15 protein-coding genes are annotated in these 17,819 nt (G+C 68.3%); 11 read left to right on the forward strand and 4 right to left on the reverse strand.

Annotated features, from left to right (window positions below):
• Positions 1–8 precede the first annotated feature (8 nt).
• Both LX81_RS09400 and lpxK read left to right on the forward strand, forming a co-directional pair.
• On the forward strand, positions 9–1,166 hold the full coding sequence (locus tag LX81_RS09400; protein WP_111537064.1) for a hypothetical protein: 1,158 nt from the start codon (positions 9–11) through the stop codon (positions 1,164–1,166).
• Entirely contained in the window at positions 1,166–2,155 is a 990-nt protein-coding gene (lpxK, locus tag LX81_RS09405; RefSeq protein ID WP_111537065.1) for a tetraacyldisaccharide 4'-kinase, read from the forward strand. Before LX81_RS09400 ends, lpxK begins: the two co-directional genes overlap by 1 nt.
• Here lpxK and LX81_RS09410 read toward each other — a convergent pair whose 3' ends face one another.
• The gene (locus LX81_RS09410) at positions 2,156–2,776 is read right to left on the reverse strand and encodes a DsbA family protein (protein ID WP_111537066.1); all 621 of its coding nucleotides are present in this window, start codon (positions 2,774–2,776) and stop codon (positions 2,156–2,158) included.
• Positions 2,773–3,303 carry a DUF721 domain-containing protein gene (locus LX81_RS09415; RefSeq protein WP_111537067.1) on the reverse strand — a complete coding sequence of 177 codons (531 nt, stop codon included), beginning with the start codon at positions 3,301–3,303 and terminating at the stop codon, positions 2,773–2,775. The genes LX81_RS09410 and LX81_RS09415 overlap by 4 nt, the downstream gene beginning before the upstream one ends.
• A 66-nt stretch (positions 3,304–3,369) precedes the next feature.
• Between LX81_RS09415 and mutY the strand changes: the two genes are divergently transcribed.
• A complete protein-coding gene (mutY, locus tag LX81_RS09420) occupies positions 3,370–4,428 on the forward strand; it encodes an A/G-specific adenine glycosylase (protein ID WP_111537068.1) in 1,059 nt (352 codons plus the stop codon).
• Positions 4,429–4,449: 21 nt separating this feature from the next.
• On the opposite strand, the gene ppsR is transcribed toward mutY, so the two are convergent.
• Together ppsR and LX81_RS09430 are read right to left on the reverse strand one after the other, a co-directional pair.
• Positions 4,450–5,862, reverse strand: a complete 1,413-nt coding sequence (ppsR, locus tag LX81_RS09425; RefSeq protein ID WP_111537069.1) for a transcriptional regulator PpsR — start codon at positions 5,860–5,862, stop codon at positions 4,450–4,452.
• Between the two features lie 34 nt (positions 5,863–5,896).
• Positions 5,897–6,673 (reverse strand): cobalamin B12-binding domain-containing protein, encoded by a 777-nt coding sequence (locus tag LX81_RS09430; protein ID WP_170133903.1) that lies wholly within the window; start codon positions 6,671–6,673, stop codon positions 5,897–5,899.
• A 222-nt stretch (positions 6,674–6,895) separates the two neighbouring features.
• Between LX81_RS09430 and bchF the strand changes: the two genes are divergently transcribed.
• From bchF to puhA, 8 genes are all read left to right on the forward strand, one after another.
• Positions 6,896–7,393, forward strand: coding sequence for a 2-vinyl bacteriochlorophyllide hydratase (gene bchF, locus LX81_RS09435; protein ID WP_111537071.1), 498 nt, complete (start codon positions 6,896–6,898; stop codon positions 7,391–7,393).
• Positions 7,390–8,673: a ferredoxin:protochlorophyllide reductase (ATP-dependent) subunit N gene (locus LX81_RS09440; protein ID WP_111537072.1), complete on the forward strand. Its 1,284-nt coding sequence runs from the start codon at positions 7,390–7,392 to the stop codon at positions 8,671–8,673. The genes bchF and LX81_RS09440 overlap by 4 nt, the downstream gene beginning before the upstream one ends.
• Positions 8,670–10,217 (forward strand): ferredoxin:protochlorophyllide reductase (ATP-dependent) subunit B, encoded by a 1,548-nt coding sequence (bchB, locus tag LX81_RS09445; RefSeq protein ID WP_111537073.1) that lies wholly within the window; start codon positions 8,670–8,672, stop codon positions 10,215–10,217. Before LX81_RS09440 ends, bchB begins: the two co-directional genes overlap by 4 nt.
• Positions 10,207–13,755: a magnesium chelatase subunit H gene (locus tag LX81_RS09450; RefSeq protein ID WP_111537074.1), complete on the forward strand. Its 3,549-nt coding sequence runs from the start codon at positions 10,207–10,209 to the stop codon at positions 13,753–13,755. Before bchB ends, LX81_RS09450 begins: the two co-directional genes overlap by 11 nt.
• 124 nt (positions 13,756–13,879) lie before the next feature.
• On the forward strand, positions 13,880–14,776 hold the full coding sequence (gene bchL / locus LX81_RS09455) for a ferredoxin:protochlorophyllide reductase (ATP-dependent) iron-sulfur ATP-binding protein (RefSeq protein WP_111537075.1): 897 nt from the start codon (positions 13,880–13,882) through the stop codon (positions 14,774–14,776).
• Positions 14,777–14,931: 155 nt separating this feature from the next.
• Positions 14,932–15,615 (forward strand): magnesium protoporphyrin IX methyltransferase, encoded by a 684-nt coding sequence (gene bchM, locus LX81_RS09460; protein WP_234822557.1) that lies wholly within the window; start codon positions 14,932–14,934, stop codon positions 15,613–15,615.
• Complete coding sequence (locus tag LX81_RS09465; RefSeq protein WP_111537076.1) at positions 15,612–17,039, forward strand: MFS transporter; 1,428 nt, start codon at positions 15,612–15,614, stop codon at positions 17,037–17,039. The genes bchM and LX81_RS09465 overlap by 4 nt, the downstream gene beginning before the upstream one ends.
• Before the next feature lie 12 nt (positions 17,040–17,051).
• Positions 17,052–17,807, forward strand: a complete 756-nt coding sequence (gene puhA / locus LX81_RS09470; RefSeq protein ID WP_111537077.1) for a photosynthetic reaction center subunit H — start codon at positions 17,052–17,054, stop codon at positions 17,805–17,807.
• The last annotated feature ends 12 nt before the right edge of the window (positions 17,808–17,819 follow it).

The raw sequence follows: 17,819 nt of genomic DNA on the forward strand, positions 1-17,819 counted from the left end.
CACGCGGCGTGGCTTTCTCGCTCGCTCTCGCCCGTCACCGCTTCGCAGCGGCCCGCGCGCAGTCGCGCCAGACGCTGGCCGAAGCGGCACCGCGTCCCGATGGCCGGATCCTCTGGGTCCATCTGAGCGAGGATGCCGCGCCCGACGGTGTCCTCCTCCTGCTCGACATGCTCCAGGATGGGCAGTCCGACCTGACGATCATCGCAAGCGGACCCTTCGAGCCGCACCGGACCCTCGATCTTCTGCTCGACGCTCCGGCAGACACGGCCTCCGGAACGCGCGCGTTCCTCGATCATTTCGCGCCCGACCTCATCCTCTGGGTGGGGGGCGAACCGGCGCCGGTATTGTGGTCGCGGGCGCTCGAGCGGGGGATTCCGATCGTCGGCGTCGAAGTCGATCCCGCCGCGCATCCCGTCGCGCTCGTCCGGTCCATGGAGCGGTTCGCGTTCCTGCTCCTGCGGCGCCGCGATGGGCGGCTCTCGTGCGAGCGGCGGATGATCGGACAGCTCAACACCGTACCGCCCCCTCCACGCGTTGCCGCGTTGGAGTTGCAGGAAGCCGCCACCGCGCTCGCCTCCCGCAGGCTCTGGCTCGCAGCCCGTGTCGTTCCCGCGGAGATCGACGATATGCTGCTCGCCCAGACGAGCGCGTCCCGGCTCGCCCATCGGCTCCTGCTGATCCTCGACATCGGCGAGGAGCTCGAGGCCGACGAACTGGCAAAGGACCTCCGTGCGCGGGGCTGGAACGTCGCACTGCGCGCGGATCCGCAGGATCCGGGCGGTGAGACGCAGATCCTCATCGTCGACGATCCCGAAGAGATCGGTCTCTGGGTGCGTCTCGCCTTCACCACCTTCCTCGGCGGCACGCTCAGGGGCGACGGGCCGCGCCTCGACCCGCTGGTGCCTGCCTCGCTCGGATCGGTCGTCTTGCATGGGCCTGAGAGAGGCGAGGAACGCACGATCCTCGCTCAGCTCGGCGCCGCCCGCGCGGACTGCGAAGTGCCCGATGCGACGGCGCTCGGTGACGCGGTTGAACGGTTCCTCGCCCCCGACATGGCCGCAGATGTCGCATCGGCGGCTTGGAACGTGACCTCCGACGGCGCGGAGGCCTCGAATGCCGTGCTGAAGGTGCTGGATCAGATCCTCACGGATCTGGAAACGCGCTGATGCGGCCCCCCGGCTTCTGGTCCCTTACGCCCGATACGGGCGATTGGCGCTCCACGATCCTCACACCGCTGGGCTCCCTCTATGCCGCAGCCACGGCCCGGCGATTGCGGCGGAGCGGGATCGCGCTCGATTGTCCGGTGATCTGCGTGGGAAACATCAATGCGGGCGGGACCGGCAAGACCCCGACCGTGATGGCGCTCGTTGAGCGGCTCAAGGCACGCGGCAGGTCCCCCCAGATCGTAACACGCGGCTATGGCGGGACGGCGCGGGGGGTCATGCGCGTCGATCCGGCTAGACATCCCGCGTCACTGGTGGGCGACGAACCACTTCTCCTCTCCGCCTTCGCTCCGACGTGGATCGCACGCGACCGTGCCGCGGGAGGTCGGGCAGCAGTGGCGGATGCGGCCGATGCCGTGGTTCTCGACGACGGGTTCCAGAACCCCGCGATCGACAAGGATCTCTCGATCGTCGTCGTCGATGCGTGGGCGGGTTTCGGGAACGGCCGCGTGATCCCGGCGGGACCCTTGCGCGAGAAGGTCGAGACCGGGCTTGCCCGCGCCGACATGGTCCTATCGATCGGCGGGCCCGAAGACCAGCGCCGGTTCGACCGTCTTTGGGGAGAGCGGATCACCTGCCCGCATCTGCGCGGCGCGCTTCGGCCTCTCCTGACCGGAATGCCCTGGGCGGGCCTGCGGGCCCTGGCCTTCGCGGGGATCGGTCGGCCGGAGAAGTTCTTCGGCACGCTCGAGGAGCTGGGCGCGACCCTCGTGAGGGCGGAGGCGCTCGACGATCACCAGCCCCTGAGCGCCGCGCTGTTGAGCCGGCTCGAGCGCGACGCGGCCTCCCTCAACGCCCAACTCGTGACGACGGAGAAGGACGCGGTGCGGCTGCCGGCGGCATTCCGGTCCAGGGTCCTGACCTTGCCGGTCCGGCTTGCCCTCGACGATCCCGCACCTCTCGATGCGGCGCTCGACCGGCTCGGGCTTTGATCAGTCCGCGAGCTTCTCGTCGAGGATGGAGGCGAATTCCGAATACGGCATGTTGGAGAACGTCTCCCCGTCTATGACGAAGGAAGGCGTGGCGGTGATGTCGTCGGCCTGCGTCGTCTCCTCGAACCGTGCGACCATCGCCTCGGCCTGTGCGGTGTCACTGAGGCAGGCATCGAGTTCGGCGTCGTCGAGCCCGGCCGTCTTGCCGATCCGCCGCAGGTTCTCGGCGATCTGGGCCGGATCGCCCTGCACCCATTCCTGCTGCTGCTCGTAGATCAGGTCGGAGATGCCGAAATAGCGCTCCGGACCACCGCACCGCGCGACCATGCCGGCCCAGAGCCCGAATCGATCGAAGTAGACCTCGCGGTAAACGAACTCGATCCGACCGGTGTCGATGTAGTTTTCCTTTAGTTCCGGCAGGACGGTGTCGTGGAACGTCTTGCAATGCGGACAGGTGAAGGAAGCGTATTCGATCACCGTCACGTCCGCGTCGGGATTGCCGAGCGTCATCTCCTCGACCTGAGGCGTGTCGGTCGCTTCGGATGTCTCCTGCGCCAGGGAGGCGAGGGGCGCGGAGGCGATGAGCGCCGCGGCGGCGGCGATGACGGGAAGCTCTCTCATGGGGTGTCTTTCGTTCTGTTTGGATCGGAACCGAGCACATGCGTGCCCAGCCGTTCGAGCGCGGCGCGAAGACCGGGATCACGGACCGGCGCTGCGGCCTCCCCGGCGATCCGGGTGATCTCGGGATCCGGCACGGCCGGAGCCTCCGGCCCGTCCTGCGCGAAGGCGCTGGAGACGTGCTCCGGCGAGGTCTGCGTCAATCGTATCTGCCGAATGGCGGCGTAGCCGTAGCAGGCGTTCACCTTCTCCCGCAGCCATTCCTTGCGCATTTCCAGGATCGGGGCCTGTGCGCCCGACGTGAGGATCGTGAGCGTCGCGCCGAGGCCCTGACGGCCATAGGAGACATGGACGGGCCGCGCGATCGCGGCGATTTCCGTCCCGACGATCTCCGTCCAGTGGGTCAGCAGACGGCTGACCGCGAAGCCGCGGCTTTCGCCCACGCGCCGGATCTGGGGTTGCAGCAGGTTCGCGGTCTGCTGAAATCCCTTGCGGCGGCGTGACGGATAGGGCGTGGAACGCTTGCTCATTGTCGGATCAATCTATGTGACGCTCGGGTGCCTGCCAGAGCAAAGCGGGGAAGGGGAGCATAAAGATTGCGTGACGCGCAACTCAGCGACGATCTGCTCATCTGGTACGATCGTCACGCCCGCGTGATGCCGTGGCGGGTCGGGCCGATGGAACGGGCCGAGGGGATCCGGCCCGATCCCTATCGCGTGTGGCTGAGCGAAGTCATGCTGCAGCAGACGACGGTCGCCGCGGTGCGGGACTATTTCCGCCGGTTCGTCGCGCTCTGGCCGGATGTGGGCGCGCTCGCGGCAGCGGAGGATGCGCAAGTGATGGGCGAATGGGCCGGGCTCGGCTATTACGCACGGGCCCGAAATCTTCTCGCTTGCGCCCGCGTGGTCGTGTCCGAGAACGGTGGTCAGTTCCCGGATACGCGGGACGCGCTCCTGCGCCTGCCGGGGATCGGCCCCTACACGGCGGCCGCGATCGCCGCGATCGCCTTCGACCGGTCGGAAACGGTCGTCGATGGCAACGTGGAGCGCGTGATGGCGCGCCTCCACGCCGTGGAGGCACCGCTGCCGGGATCGAAGCGGCAACTCGGCGCTCTCGCCGCGGCGCTCACCCCGGAGCGGCGTCCGGGCGACTACGCGCAGGCCGTTATGGATCTGGGAGCCACGATCTGCACGCCGCGAAATCCGGCCTGCGGCATCTGTCCCTGGCGCGATCCCTGTCAGGCCCGCGCCGAGGGAATCGTCGCGAGCCTGCCGCGAAAGTCGCCGAAGGCGGCGAAGCCAGTCCGCCACGGGATCGCCTATCTCGCGCGCAGAGATGACGGAGCCTGGCTTCTGGAGACGCGGCCCGAACGCGGCCTTCTTGGCGGGATGCTCGGCTGGCCCGGCAGCGACTGGGCGCAGGACGTGCCGCCCCACGCGCCGCCGGTCGCGGCGGACTGGCGGGATCCGGGGATGCAGGTGCGCCACACCTTCACGCATTTCCATCTTCGGATGGCGCTGCGACTTGCCAGGGTCGGGGATGTCAGCCCCGCGCGGGGACGTTTCGTCCCTGCCGATCGGTTCCGCCCGAGCGATCTGCCGACGATCATGCGCAAGGCCTACGACCTCGCGGCGCCGATCCTGTCGGCCGGGTGAGCGCGCGCCCCGCCGGGCCGCTCAATCCCCGCGGGCGAGCAGGCCGTACTTGCGGAGCTTCACGTAGAGGCTCTGGCGGGACAGGCCCAGCATCTCCGCCGCTGCCACGCGGTTGTTCCCCGTCAACTCCACGGCGGTTTCGATGCACATCTTCTCGACGACGTCGTTCGTCTCGCTGACGATCTCCTTCAGCGTGACGGCGCCCACGAGTTCACGCGCGGAGCGCATGCCATCGTCGCTCACCGCGGCGCCCGGCATCCTCACGGCCTCCATCCGGCTTGCATCCCGGAACACGAAGGCGAGCGCGCCGGTCGATTCCTCGTCGAGGCTGGCGACCGAGATTTCCACGGCCTCCCCGGCGCCGAACTCCGCCTGCATGCGCGTGGCGTAGAGGCGCATCTGTCCGTTGCGTAGCGCGGTATCGGTCATCAGCCGCAGATCGGCGCTGCCACGGGCCAGGAAATCGGCGAGCGACCGCCCCCGCGCCGGTCCCGCCTCGTCGAGATCGACGAGATCGAGGAAGGCGTCGTTGACCGAGAGGATCTGACCCGTCCTGTCGGTGAAGGCGATGGCGTCGGCGCCCTTCTCGTAAAGTTTCGCAAGACGGCCCGCCATGTCGGTTCCGGAGCCGTCCACCGCATCGCCCCGATCAAGCCGGCAGATCAGCATGCGTTCGCCTGCTGCCCGGAAGAGCGTCGCCGCGAGGCCGACCTCGCGCCGGCCACGGCGCGTCTCGGCCTTCACCTTGCGCAACCGTTCCGCCCGCGCGGCGGCGACCAACTCCTCGAGGAGCGTGCCGGATGCGTCGGGCGCGAAGGCCTGCGCGAAGACCGTACCCTCAAGCGCCTCCACGTTCGCGCCGAGAAGCTTCGCCGCCGGTCCGTTCAGCTCCTTGATGCGTCCGGAAGCGACCGTGACGAAGACGATCGCCTCGGTCGTCGTTTCCATCAGGGCGCGCATCCGCGTGGCAATCTCCCGCTGCGCCTCGTAATCGCGCTCGAGCGCCATCTGCGTCTCGACGAGCTGGCGCTGGATCTCGGCCACCGGGCGCAGGTCCCGTCCGAGCATGAGAAGTGCCCCATCGGTGCCCAGGGTGTGGAAGGAATAGCGGATCGGGAAATCTAGTGCCCCCGCGCCACGGTGATTGAGTTCGACGCCTCTGGAATCGCCCGCGCCGCGGACGAAGTCGGTCAGGCGCGCCTCGAACTTCGGGATACTCTCGACGGTCAGAACCTCGCGAATGTCGCGCCCTTCCCACCCGTCAAGGTGTCCGAAGCTCTGATGCGCGGGGTTCACGAGGACGGACAGGATCTGCCCCATGTCGGAGATCACGAGTGATACGTCGGACGCCGTCGCAATGATGTTGCCGAGCAGATCCGGCGCGATCAGGGGAACGGCGCCCGACGACCAGTACCGCGATCCCCGCGACGTCATCCTGAAGCCTGACGATGAGCGGTGATCGGATTGGTCACGATGGGCCTGCCTGAATTTCGCATCCGCTAAACTTGAGCGCGCTCCGAAGATCGTTCGTGGCGTAATCGGCCCCGGTCGCGGCCTTCGCCATGTCGAAGCCCATATCCAAGACGCCGCCCCCCACGATCAACGGCACACCCCCACGAGTGGATTGGCGGAGCAATGCCACGGTCTCGCGGACCATGTCTAGGTCTTCGCGCGCCGCGACGGAAATCAGGATCGCGTCAAACGCGGCACCCTCGACGATCTTGCAGACCTCCGGCGTGGATGTGCCGAGAGCCAAGCGGACGGATACACCCATCCGTCGCAATTGTCCCGTCAGCACCATCGCGCCAAGCGTGTGGTGCTCTCCGGCGAGGACCATCACCACCACCTCGCTATCCCGGCGGCCATGCGAGGGATGCTCGTCCTCGGCAATATCGCGCAGCAGCGATTGCAGCCGGGCCGATCCGATCGTGACGTCGGCGAAGGAGAGGGTGTCATTGCACCATTGATCGCCGAGCCTGCGCGCGACCTCGGGGATGTAATGATCGCAGATCTCCGCGATCCCTATTCCTTCGGCGCGCATTCCCTCGATCACAGCGTCGCGCTGTTCCGGGCCGGGCCCGCATACCGCATGCTCGAGCGCGCAGATATGCTCCTCGGAGAGCTGTCGGACCGCCGTCCGCCGTGCCGCGAGGACGGAGAGCGCTTTCGACGCGAGCGCACCGACGCGTGCCTCTGCGGATGTTCCGGATTGATCGGTGTCGTTCGTCGAGCGCATGAACGTCATCGGCGGGCCTCCCCCTATCGGCGAATTTTCCGTTGGGTCATTCGCCTTTATGGTCGGACTTTTCCGGCTCCGGACGGCTTTGTCAAAATTTATCGTAGCCGCGGTGCTCCGGACGGGAATTCCGCCTATGGCCTTAATGCTGCAAGGTTCGACGCGATGTGTCAAGTTCGAGACTGTAAGTTTTAGTTGACACATTTGGGGTGCGGTGCTTGAGTCGGCCTCATGAGCCAGCTTTCCGCAAATGCAGTCGATCTGGCCCGCGTGGCCCCGCCGCTCTACACCGCGGAACAGCGCCGCCGGCGGGACGAGAGCCGCTGGACGCTGGTGCAGGGCATCCTCGCCCCGGCGCAGTTCCTGATCTTTCTCGTGTCGCTGGGCCTCGTTCTGCGCTTCCTCGCGACGGGGGACGGGTACGCGGCCGCGACCCTGTCCATCGTCGTGAAGACGCTGGCGCTCTACGCGATCATGGTGACCGGCGCGATTTGGGAAAAGGCCGTTTTCGGACAGTACCTTCTCGCCCCGCAATTCTTCTGGGAAGACGTGGTGAGCTTCCTAGTGATCACGCTTCACACGCTCTATCTGTGGGCATTGTGGAGCCATGCGCTGGCCCCGGCGGGCCTCATGACGCTCGCGCTCCTCGCCTATGCCACCTACGTGATCAATGCCGGCCAGTTCATCTGGAAGCTGCGCCGCGCTCGCCTCGATCGGGGGATGGCATGACCCGGATGGCGCCACCCCCGGGCTCCGGCTGCCGCGACATACCCGTCCTGAGGGAGCGGGGGCAGCGAGAGGTGTTCTGCGGCCTCACGGGAATCATCTGGCTCCACCGCAAAATGCAGGATGCGTTCTTCCTCGTCGTGGGCAGCCGCACCTGCGCGCATCTGCTGCAATCGGCCGCGGGCGTGATGATCTTTGCAGAGCCGCGATTCGCGACCGCCATCCTCGAGGAGACCGACCTGGCCGGGATGGCAGACGCGCAGGAAGAGCTCGACCGCGAGGTCGCCCGCCTCCTGGAGCGTCGGCCCGACATCCGGCAGCTCTTCCTCGTCGGGTCTTGCCCATCGGAGGTCATCAAGCTCGACCTCGGTAAGGCTGCCGAGCGGTTGAGCCGAGAGCATGCGCCGCACGTACGGGTCCTGAGCTACGACGGGTCGGGGATCGAGACGACCTTCACCGAAGGCGAGGATGCCTGCCTTGCTGCGATGGTCCCGGTCCTGCCGGAAACCCAGGCGCGCGAGCTTCTGCTCGTGGGCGCGCTGCCGGACGTGGTCGAGGATCAGGCGCTCTCCCTCCTTTCGGCGATGGGAATCGAGCGGGTCCGCTGCCTGCCCGCGCGGCGCGCGGACGAGATGCCGGGGGTCGGGCCGGAGACGGTTTTCGCCCTCACGCAACCCTTCCTCGGTGGCACGCGCGACGCGCTGATGCGCCGTGGCGCGCGGCATATCGCGGCGCCCTTCCCGTTCGGAGAGGAAGGCACGACCGCCTGGCTCGCCGCCATCGCCGCGGAGTTCGATGTGCCGCGCGAGCAATTCGAGGCGGCGACCGACGCCCCCCGCGACCGTGCACGGCGCGCCGTCGCCGCGGCGACGGAGATGCTTAACGGCAAGCGCATCTTCTTTTTTCCCGACAGCCAACTCGAGATCCCCCTTGCGCGATTCCTCACCCGCGAATGCGGCATGGAAGCGGTGGAGATCGGCGCGCCCTATATCCGGCAGGACGTGGTCGGGCCCGACATGGATCTCCTCGCGCCCGGACCCGTCCTCTCCGAGGGACAGGACGTGGATCTCCAGCTCGACCGGGCACGGGCGGCGCGGGCGGATCTGACCGTCTGCGGGCTCGGACTTGCCAATCCGCTGGAAGCCGAAGGGCTCGCGACGAAGTGGGCGATCGAGCTCGTCTTCACGCCCGTGCATTTCTACGAGCAGGCGGGCGATCTCGCGGCACTCTTCGCCCGGCCGCTGCGGCGGCGCGCGGCGTTGAAACTCGAGGCCGCGGAATGAAGCTGTCGGTCTGGACATACGAGGGCCCGCCCCATGTCGGCGCGATGCGCGTCGCCACCGGGATGGAAGGTCTGCACTACGTCCTCCATGCGCCACAGGGCGACACCTACGCCGATCTGCTCTTCACTATGATCGAGCGGCGCGGCAAGCGCCCGCCCGTCACCTACACGACGTTCCAGTCCCGCGATCTCGGCGCCGACACGGCCGACCTCTTCCGGCGCGCCTGCCAGGATGCGGTGGCACGGTTCCGCCCCGAAGCGCTCATCGTCGGCGCGTCCTGCACGGCGGAGCTCATTCAGGACGATCCCGGCGGCATGGCCGAAAGCATGGACCTGGGCGTGCCCGTCATCCCGCTGGAGCTGCCTTCCTATCAGCGCAAGGAAAATTTCGGCGCCGACGAGACGTTTTACCAGATCGTCCGCACGCTCGCCGAGCCGATGGAACGGACGGCGCGGGTCACATGCAACCTCCTCGGGCCGACGGGTCTCGGCTTCCGGCACCGCGACGACGTGGCGGAGATCACCGGGCTTCTCGCCGACATGGGGATCGAGGTGAACGTCACCGCCCCGATGGGCGCGCGTCCCGCCGACATCAAGCGGATGGGCGCCGCGCATTTCAACGTGCTTCTCTATCCCGAAACGGGAGAGGCCGCCGCGCGGTGGTGCGAGAAGACGCTGGGGCAGCCCTATACGAAGACCGTGCCCATCGGCGTCGGCGCCACGCGCCACTTCATCGCCGAGGTTCTGGCGCTCGCCCCCGAGGCCCAGGCGCCGTCGGAAGCGGGGTTGCGGCTGCCGTGGTATTCGGCCTCCGTCGACAGCACGTACCTGACCGGCAAGCGCGTGTTCCTTTTCGGCGACGCGACCCACGTCATCGCCGCCGCGCGGATCGCACGCGACGAGATGGGCTTCGAGGTCTGCGGCATGGGCTGCTACAACCGCGAATTCGCCCGTCCGCTGCGGCAGGCGGCGAAGGAATACGGGGTCGAGGCGCTCATCACCGACGATTACCTCGACGTGGAACGCGCGATCGAGGCGGCCGCGCCGGAGATGATCCTCGGCACGCAAATGGAGCGCCATATCGGCAAGCGCCTGGGCATCCCCTGCGCCGTCATCTCCGCGCCCGTTCACGTGCAGGATTATCCCGCGCGCTATTCCCCGCAGATGGGGTTCGAGGGCGCGAACGTGATCTTCGATACTTGGGTCCACCCGCTGGTCATGGGGCTCGAGGAACATCTCCTGCACATGTTCCGCGACGATTTCGAGTTCCACGACGGTGCCGGTCCGAGCCACCACGGCGGCGCCGCCACGCCCCGGCCGACGAGCCAGGGTGCCGTCGAGGAAGAGGCCCCGGATCAGGTCCGGGGCACGGCAAGCTCGGATGCCCTCGTCTGGCTCGCCGATGCGGAGCGGGAGTTGAAGAAGATCCCCTTCTTCGTCCGCGGCAAGGCGCGGCGCAACACGGAAGCTTTCGCCGCGGGGCGCGGGCAGACCGAGATCTCCATCGACACCCTCTACGAGGCAAAGGCGCATTATGCGCGATGAGCTAGGATATACCGCGCCGGGCTACCGGATCGCGATCGTAACCCTCGACGCCCATGCCGCGGGCCCGACCGCCCGCGTGCTGCCGCGGCTCGAGCGCGATTTCCCGGGTCTTTCGATCAGCGTCCATGCCGCCGCCGAATGGGGCGAGGACGAGACCGCCCTCATGGAGGCGCGCGAGGCCGTCGACCGCGCCGACATCGTGATCACGTCGCTGCTCTTCATCGAGGAGCATATCCGCGCGATCGAGCCCAATCTCGTGGCCGCGCGTGCCCGTTGCGACGCGTTCGTGGGCCTCATCGCCGATCCGAAGATCGTGCAGATGACGCGGATGGGCGATCTCGACATGGCGCGCTCGGCCTCGGGCGTCATGAACCTTCTCAAGCGGCTCCGCGGTCCCCGGAACGGAAAGGCCTGCGGCGCGAAGCAGATGCGGATGCTGCGCCGGCTGCCGAAGATCCTGCGCTACATCCCCGGCAAGGCACAGGACCTGCGTGCCTGGTTCCTGATGATGCAGTACTGGATCGGCGGGTCGGACGAGAACATCGAGCAGATGGTCCGTTTCCTGCTGTCGCGCTACGCCTCCGAGACGAACTGGCGCGGGGTCGCGGCCGCGGCACCGGTCGAATATCCCGAAGTGGGTCTCTATCACCCGGATCTTCCGGATCGGATGACGGTGGAAACGAGCGCCCTGCCGGGGCCGGACGCGCCCGTCGCAACGGTCGGGCTCCTCCTCATGCGGAGTTACGTGCTGTCGGGCGATACCGCGCATTACGACGCGGTCATCCGGCGCTTCGAGGCGCAAGGCATCCGCTGCCTTCCGGCCTTCGCGGGCGGGCTCGACGGACGGCCCGCGCTCGACGCGTACTTCCACGGCGGGCGGATCGACGCGCTCGTCTCGCTCACCGGCTTCTCGCTCATCGGCGGGCCGGCCTACAACGACAGCGCGGCGGCGGTGGAGCATCTCTCGCGCCTCGACGTGCCGTATGTCGCGGCCCATCCGCTCGAGTTCCAGACGCTCGGCCAATGGGCGGGATCGGGGACGGGCCTCGGGCCGGTCGAGACCACCATGCTCGTGGCCCTGCCGGAGATCGACGGCGCCACCAACCCCACCGTCTTCGCCGGGCGGCATGGGGCAGGGGGCTGCGACGGGTGCAAGCTGCGCTGCCGGCCCGAAGGCGAGGCACGGTCGATGGCGCCCTGCTTCGAGCGGATCGACGCGCTGACCGAGCGGACGCTGCGCCTCGCCCGCCTGCGCCGGGGCCGGGTTGCGGAGCGCAAGGCGGCAATCGTGCTCTTCGGCTTCCCCCCCAACGCGGGCGCCATCGGGACCGCCGCCTATCTCTCGGTCTTCGAGAGCCTACTGAACACGCTGCGCGAGATGAAGGCGGAGGGCTACGACCTCGAACCGCCCGAGAACGTGGAGGCGCTACGCGAAGCGATCCTCGGCGGCAATGCCGCGCGCTACGGGCAGGAGGCGAACGTCGCCGCCCGTGTCTCTGCCGACGCGATCGTGCGCGACACGCCGTGGCTGAAGGAGATCGAGGCTGCGTGGGGTCCGGCTCCCGGTCGCGTGCAGACCGACGGGCGCGACGTCTTCGTTCTCGGCGCGCAGTTCGGCAACGTCTTCGTCGGCGTGCAGCCCGCCTTCGGCTACGAGGGGGATCCGATGCGGCTTCTCTTCGAACGGGGCTTCGCGCCGACCCATGCCTTCAACACCTTCTATCACTGGCTGAAGCGCGATTTCGCGGCCGACGTGGTGCTGCATTTCGGGATGCACGGCGCGCTCGAATTCATGCCGGGCCGTCAGGTCGGCATGGGAGCTTCGGACTGGTCCGACCGGCTGATCGGGAACCTGCCGAACGTCTATCTCTACGCCGCCAACAACCCGTCGGAGGCGACGCTCGCCAAGCGCCGCTCGGGGGCGGTCTGCGTCACGCATCTGACCCCGCCGCTCGCGAAGTCCGGGCTCTACAAGGGGCTCGCCGAGCTGAAGGACAGCCTGCAGCGCTGGCGCGGGGCGGAGCCCGGGGCCGCGCGGGACGAGCTCGCGGAGCTCGTGGCCGCGCAGGCCGAAGCGGTCGATCTGGGCGGAACGGCGCCTGATACGCTCTGGCTGAAGCTGCTCGAGACCGAGGATGCGCTCATCACCGACGGGCTGCACGTGGTCGGCCGGAAGATGGACGACGCGGCGCGCGCGGGGCTTCTCGACGCGGTGCCGAACCTCGATTCGGAAGAGCGCAAGCGCCTCGACGCGGCGCTCATGGAGGAGACGGAACTCCCCGCGCTGATGCGGGCGATGGGCGGCCATTACATCGCGCCGGTTCCGGGGGGCGATTTGATCCGCAGCCCGGAGATCGTGCCGACGGGCCGCAACATCCACGCGTTCGACCCGTTCCGTATGCCCACCGCCGCGGCGATGGCCGACGGGGCGCGGCAGGCGCAGCTGCTTCTGGAGACGCATCGCGAGATGCCGCGGAGCGTCGCGCTCGTCCTCTGGGGGTCGGACAACATCAAGTCGGACGGCGGACCGATCGCACAGGCGATGGCGCTTCTGGGCGCGGTGCCGCGCTTCGACGGATACGGACGCCTTTGCGGTGCCGATCTCGTACCGCTCGAGGTGCTGGGGCGGCCGAGGATCGACGTCATCATGACGCTTTCGGGTATCTTCCGCGACCTTCTGCCCCTGCAGACGCGGATGCTGGCGGAGGCCGCGTGGAAGGCGGCGGAGGCCGACGAGCCGCTGGAGCAGAACTTCGTGCGCGCCCACGCGCTGGCCTACGCGGAAAAGGCGGGCGTCGATCTGGAGACGGCGGCGCTCAGGGTCTTCTCGAACGCGGAAGGGGCCTACGGCTCGAACGTCAATCACCTCGTGGACGGCTCCGCCTTCGGGGACGAGGACGAGCTCGCAGATGCGTACGAGGCCCGGAAGAGCTTCGCCTACGGCCGCGACGGCAAGGCGGCACCGCAGGCCGCACTTCTGCAAAATGCACTGAAATCGGTGGATCTGGCCTACCAGAACCTCGAATCCGTGGAACTCGGGGTCACGTCCGTCGATCACTACTTCGACACGCTCGGGGGCATCAGCCGGGCGGTGAAGCGGGCGAAGGGGCATGCGGCCCCGGTCTATATCGGCGACCAGACGCGGGGGACGGGCAAGGTCCGGACGCTGCAGGACCAGGTGGCGCTCGAGACCCGGTCGCGCAGCCTGAACCCGAAATTCTACGAGCCGCTTCTCAAGCACGGACACGAGGGCGTGCGGCAGATCGAGGCGCATGTGACGAACACGCTCGGCTGGTCGGCGACGACGGGGCAGGTGGAGCCTTGGGTCTACCAGCGGCTCAGCGAGACCTTCGTGCTCGACCCCGAGATGCGGCGCCGGCTTTCGGAGCTGAACCCCAAGGCGAGCGCCCGGATGGCCGGACGGCTCCTCGAGGCCAGCGACCGGGCCTATTGGCAGCCCGACGCGGCGACGCTCGATGCGCTTCAGGGCGCGGCCGACGAGCTCGAGGATCGAATGGAAGGGATCGCGGCGGAATGAGCAATCTCTCGAAAACAGCACGATCTTTCAACGGAATGCGGTCCCGCGAGGCCCCGGATCAAGTCCGGGGCGCGGCGGCCTGGGAAGGAAGGGACGGATCATGAGCCCCAGAGACGAAGTCACGATGCTGAGGAAGGCCGCCGGCGTTCCGAAATTCGGCGAAGACGGCGAGGGGTCGGTGCAGGTCCATCAGGATGCCGCGCTGAAGATCGAGGGGGCCAAGGTGTTCTCGGTCTACGGCAAGGGCGGGATCGGGAAATCGACGACCTCGTCGAACCTGTCGGCGGCATTTTCCAAGCTGGGTCATAGGGTTCTGCAGATCGGGTGCGATCCGAAGCACGACAGCACCTTCACGCTGACGGGCAAGTTGCAGCCGACGGTGATCGACATTCTCAAGGAGGTCGACTTCCACGCGGAGGAATTGCGGCCCGAGGATTTCGTGACCGTGGGCTGGAACGGGGTGCAGTGCGTGGAGGCCGGCGGGCCGCCCGCGGGGACGGGTTGCGGCGGCTATGTCGTCGGGCAGACGGTGAAACTCCTCAAGCAGCACCACATGCTCGAGGAGACGGACGTGGTCATCTTCGACGTGCTCGGCGACGTGGTCTGCGGCGGGTTCGCGGCGCCGCTCCAGCATGCGGACCGGGCGGTGATCGTCACGGCGAACGACTTCGATTCGATCTACGCGATGAACCGGATCATCGCGGCGGTTCAGGCCAAGGCACGGAATTACAACGTAAGATTGGCGGGCTGCATCGCGAACCGGTCGAAGGATACCGACGAGGTGGACCGCTATTGCGACACGGTCGGGTTCCGGCGCATCGCGCATATGCCCGATATCGACGCGATCCGTCGCAGCCGCCTGAAGAAGAAGACCCTCTTCGAGATGCCCGACGAGGAGGATATCGTCCTGGCGCGGGCGGAATACATGCGGCTCGCCGAGACGCTTTATGCCGGGACCGATCCGCTGGCGCCCGCGCCGCTGCCGGACCGGGAGATCTTCGAGCTTCTGGGATTCGACTGATGGCGGGCGTGATGCGTACACAGGAGGTACACGCAACGTACACCGCGCGTGCAGCGCACGTACCGCATCCGTACGCCCCCCGTACAGCGGACGTGCAGGCGACGTACACCGGACGTACCGACAACGTGCAGAAGGTGTATGGCGCGCGTGCATACATTTCGCGGTTCGACGCAACGCGCGATCGGGTCGAGGCCTATTTCGACCGGACGGCGACGCGGACCTGGGAGCGGCTGACCTCCGACGAGAAGGTGAGCCGGATCCGGGAGACGGTCCGGGCCGGGCGCGACCGGATGCGGGCGCTGATCCTGTCGCGGCTGCCTGAGGACCTCTCCGGTGCGCGGGTGCTCGACGCGGGATGCGGCGCGGGGCAGTTGAGCGCGGAGCTCGCCCGGCGCGGGGCCGAGGTCGATGCGGTCGACATCTCTCCGAAGCTCCTCGCCATCGCCGAGGCGCGGATGCCCGAGGCGCTGAAGGGGCGGGTGACGTTTCGCGCCGGCGACATGTGCGACCCCGCCCTCGGATCCTTCGACCATGTCGTGGCGATGGACAGCCTGATTTACTACGCGGCGCCCGATCTGGGGCGGGCGCTCGTAGCGTTCGCGGCGAGGACGGAGGGGCATGTCGTCTTCACCGTTGCGCCGCGGACACCCTTGTTGTCGGTGATGTGGTCCGCCGGGCGTCTGTTCCCGCGCGCCGACCGCGCGCCGCTCATGGTGCCGCAGACGCTTCGCGGTGTCGCCCGCGCCGTCGGGGCGGCGGGATCGGGGCGCGAGGTCGCGAAGGCCGGGCGGATCAATTCCGGCTTCTACATCGCGGATTGCCTGGAGATGCGGGGATGAGCGTGAAGTCGTTGTCCCTCCGGATGCTGCCCTTCGCGGATGCCGCGTCCGAGGGCCTGCCGATGGGCCAGCTCCTACGGCTGTCGCTCTTCCAGGTGAGCGTCGGGATGGCGAGCGTGATGCTCCTGGGAACGCTCAACCGCGTGATGATCGTGGAACTGGGCCTCGGCGCGATGCTCGTCGCGGCGATGATCGCGCTGCCGGTACTGGTGGCGCCGTTCCGCGCGCTGCTCGGTCATCGCTCGGACAATCACCGTTCCGCCATCGGGTGGAAGCGGGTGCCCTATCTCTGGTTCGGATCGCTCTGGCAGATGGGCGGGCTCGCGATCATGCCCTTCGCGCTGCTCGTCCTCGGCGGCGACGTGGTCCACGATATTCCCTTCGCGGGCGAGGTCCTGGCGGCGCTCGCCTTCCTGATGACGGGGCTCGGGCTGCACATGGTGCAGACGGCGGGGCTCGCGCTCGCCGCCGACCGCGCGGACGACGCGACGCGGCCGCGGGTCGTGGCGCTCCTCTACGTCATGTTCCTCGTCGGCATGGGCGTGTCGGCCGTCGTGATCGGCTGGCTCCTGTCGGACTTCACGCCGCTCACGCTGATCCGGGTGGTACAGGGCGCGGCGCTCGCCACGCTTTTCCTGAACGTCGTGGCGCTCTGGAAGCAGGAGCGGGTCCGCGCGATGAGCCGCGAGGAGCGGGAGAGCGAACGGCCGAGCTTCGGCGCGGCCTGGCGCGACTTCGCCTCCGGCGGCGATGCCGGCCGGCTTCTCGCCGTGGTGTTCCTGGGCACGCTCGCCTTCAACATGCAGGACGTGCTCCTCGAGCCTTACGGTGGCGAGATCATGGGTCTGTCGGTGGGCCAGACGACCTGGCTCTCCGCGCTCTGGGCCACGGGGGCGCTCGGCGGCTTCGGGCTCGCCGCGCGCTGGCTCAAGGCCGGGCTCGATCCGTTCCGGATGGCGGCGCGCGGGATCCTCGTGGGTGTCGTCGCCTTCTCCGCCGTGGTCTTCGCCGCGCCGATGCAGAGCCACGTGCTCTTCTATGCCGGCGCGGGCGGGATCGGGATGGGCGGCGGGCTCTTCGCGGTGGCGACGCTGACGGCGGCGATGACGCTGCCCGCGCGGGGGCTCGCGGGGCGCGGCCTCGCGCTCGGTGCCTGGGGTGCGGCGCAGGCCACGGCCGCGGGGCTCGCCATCGCGCTGGGCGGCGGGATCGCGGACGGGGTCGCGCATCTGGCCGCCTCTGGCGCGCTCGGCGCGGTGCTCGACACGCCCGCGATCGGCTATACCAGCGTCTACCATGTCGAGATCGCGCTTCTCTTCGCGACGCTCGCCGTCCTGGGCCCGCTCGTGCGGCTCTCCTTCGTCACCCCCATCACCGAAACGTCAGAGACCGGCAGGATCGGACTTGCCGATTTCCCAACCTGAGAGGAGGCCGCCATGGTCGGCGTCACGTTCTTCGGAAACTTCGATCTCGCCAGTCTCGCGATCTGGCTCTTCTGGGGCTTCTTCGCGCTTCTGATCTACTATCTCCAGACGGAGAACATGCGCGAGGGCTACCCGCTCGAGACCGAGGACGGCCAGCCCGCGCCGAACCAGGGCCCGTTCCCGGTGCCCGGCCCCAAGACCTTCGACATGCCCTTCGAGCGCGGCAAGGTCACGGTGCCGTCGGTTGAGAACGAGGAGGCGCATTTCCGCGCCGAGCTTTCCATGGCGCGGACGGCCGTGGGCGAGGGGTTCCCGCACAAGCCCACCGGCGATCCGCTCGTCGACGGGATCGGGCCCGCGTCCTGGACGCCGCGGCGCGACCTGCCCGAGCTGAACGGCCTTGGCCATCCGAAGATCCGCCCGATGGCGGGGCGCGACGAGTTCGTCGTCTCGGCCGGGCGCGATCCGCGCGGCCTGCCGGTCGTGGCGCGTGACGACAAGGTGGTGGGCACGGTCACCGATCTCTGGATCGACGCGGCCGAGAACATGGTGCGCTACATCGAGTTCGAGATCGCGACGGAGTTCGGCGGCGGCACGCGGCTCGCGCCGATCACGCTGGTGAAGATCAAGCCGCGCTGGGTCGACGTCTATTCGCTCGACTCGCCGCGCATCACGCAGATCCCCACCACCGCCGGATCGGACACCATCACGCTGCTGGAGGAGGAGAAGATCATGTCCTTCTACGGCGGCGGCCTGCTTTACCACTAGGGGGGACACGCG

It is taken from the genome of Palleronia aestuarii, from assembly GCF_003253995.1.
Lineage (GTDB): Bacteria > Pseudomonadota > Alphaproteobacteria > Rhodobacterales > Rhodobacteraceae > Palleronia > Palleronia aestuarii.

Excerpts from the sequence above, each read along its gene's own strand:
- lpxK (WP_111537065.1), top strand. The coding sequence starts at position 1,166 with ATGCGGCCCCCCGGCTTCTGGTCCCTTACGCCCGATACGGGCGATTGG.
- LX81_RS09410 (WP_111537066.1), bottom strand. The coding sequence starts at position 2,776 with ATGAGAGAGCTTCCCGTCATCGCCGCCGCCGCGGCGCTCATCGCCTCC.
- LX81_RS09415 (WP_111537067.1), bottom strand. The coding sequence starts at position 3,303 with ATGAGCAAGCGTTCCACGCCCTATCCGTCACGCCGCCGCAAGGGATTT.
- ppsR (WP_111537069.1), bottom strand. The coding sequence starts at position 5,862 with ATGACGTCGCGGGGATCGCGGTACTGGTCGTCGGGCGCCGTTCCCCTG.
- LX81_RS09430 (WP_170133903.1), bottom strand. The coding sequence starts at position 6,673 with ATGACGTTCATGCGCTCGACGAACGACACCGATCAATCCGGAACATCC.
- bchF (WP_111537071.1), top strand. The coding sequence starts at position 6,896 with ATGAGCCAGCTTTCCGCAAATGCAGTCGATCTGGCCCGCGTGGCCCCG.
- LX81_RS09440 (WP_111537072.1), top strand. The coding sequence starts at position 7,390 with ATGACCCGGATGGCGCCACCCCCGGGCTCCGGCTGCCGCGACATACCC.
- bchB (WP_111537073.1), top strand. The coding sequence starts at position 8,670 with ATGAAGCTGTCGGTCTGGACATACGAGGGCCCGCCCCATGTCGGCGCG.
- LX81_RS09450 (WP_111537074.1), top strand. The coding sequence starts at position 10,207 with ATGCGCGATGAGCTAGGATATACCGCGCCGGGCTACCGGATCGCGATC.
- bchL (WP_111537075.1), top strand. The coding sequence starts at position 13,880 with ATGCTGAGGAAGGCCGCCGGCGTTCCGAAATTCGGCGAAGACGGCGAG.
- LX81_RS09465 (WP_111537076.1), top strand. The coding sequence starts at position 15,612 with ATGAGCGTGAAGTCGTTGTCCCTCCGGATGCTGCCCTTCGCGGATGCC.
- puhA (WP_111537077.1), top strand. The coding sequence starts at position 17,052 with ATGGTCGGCGTCACGTTCTTCGGAAACTTCGATCTCGCCAGTCTCGCG.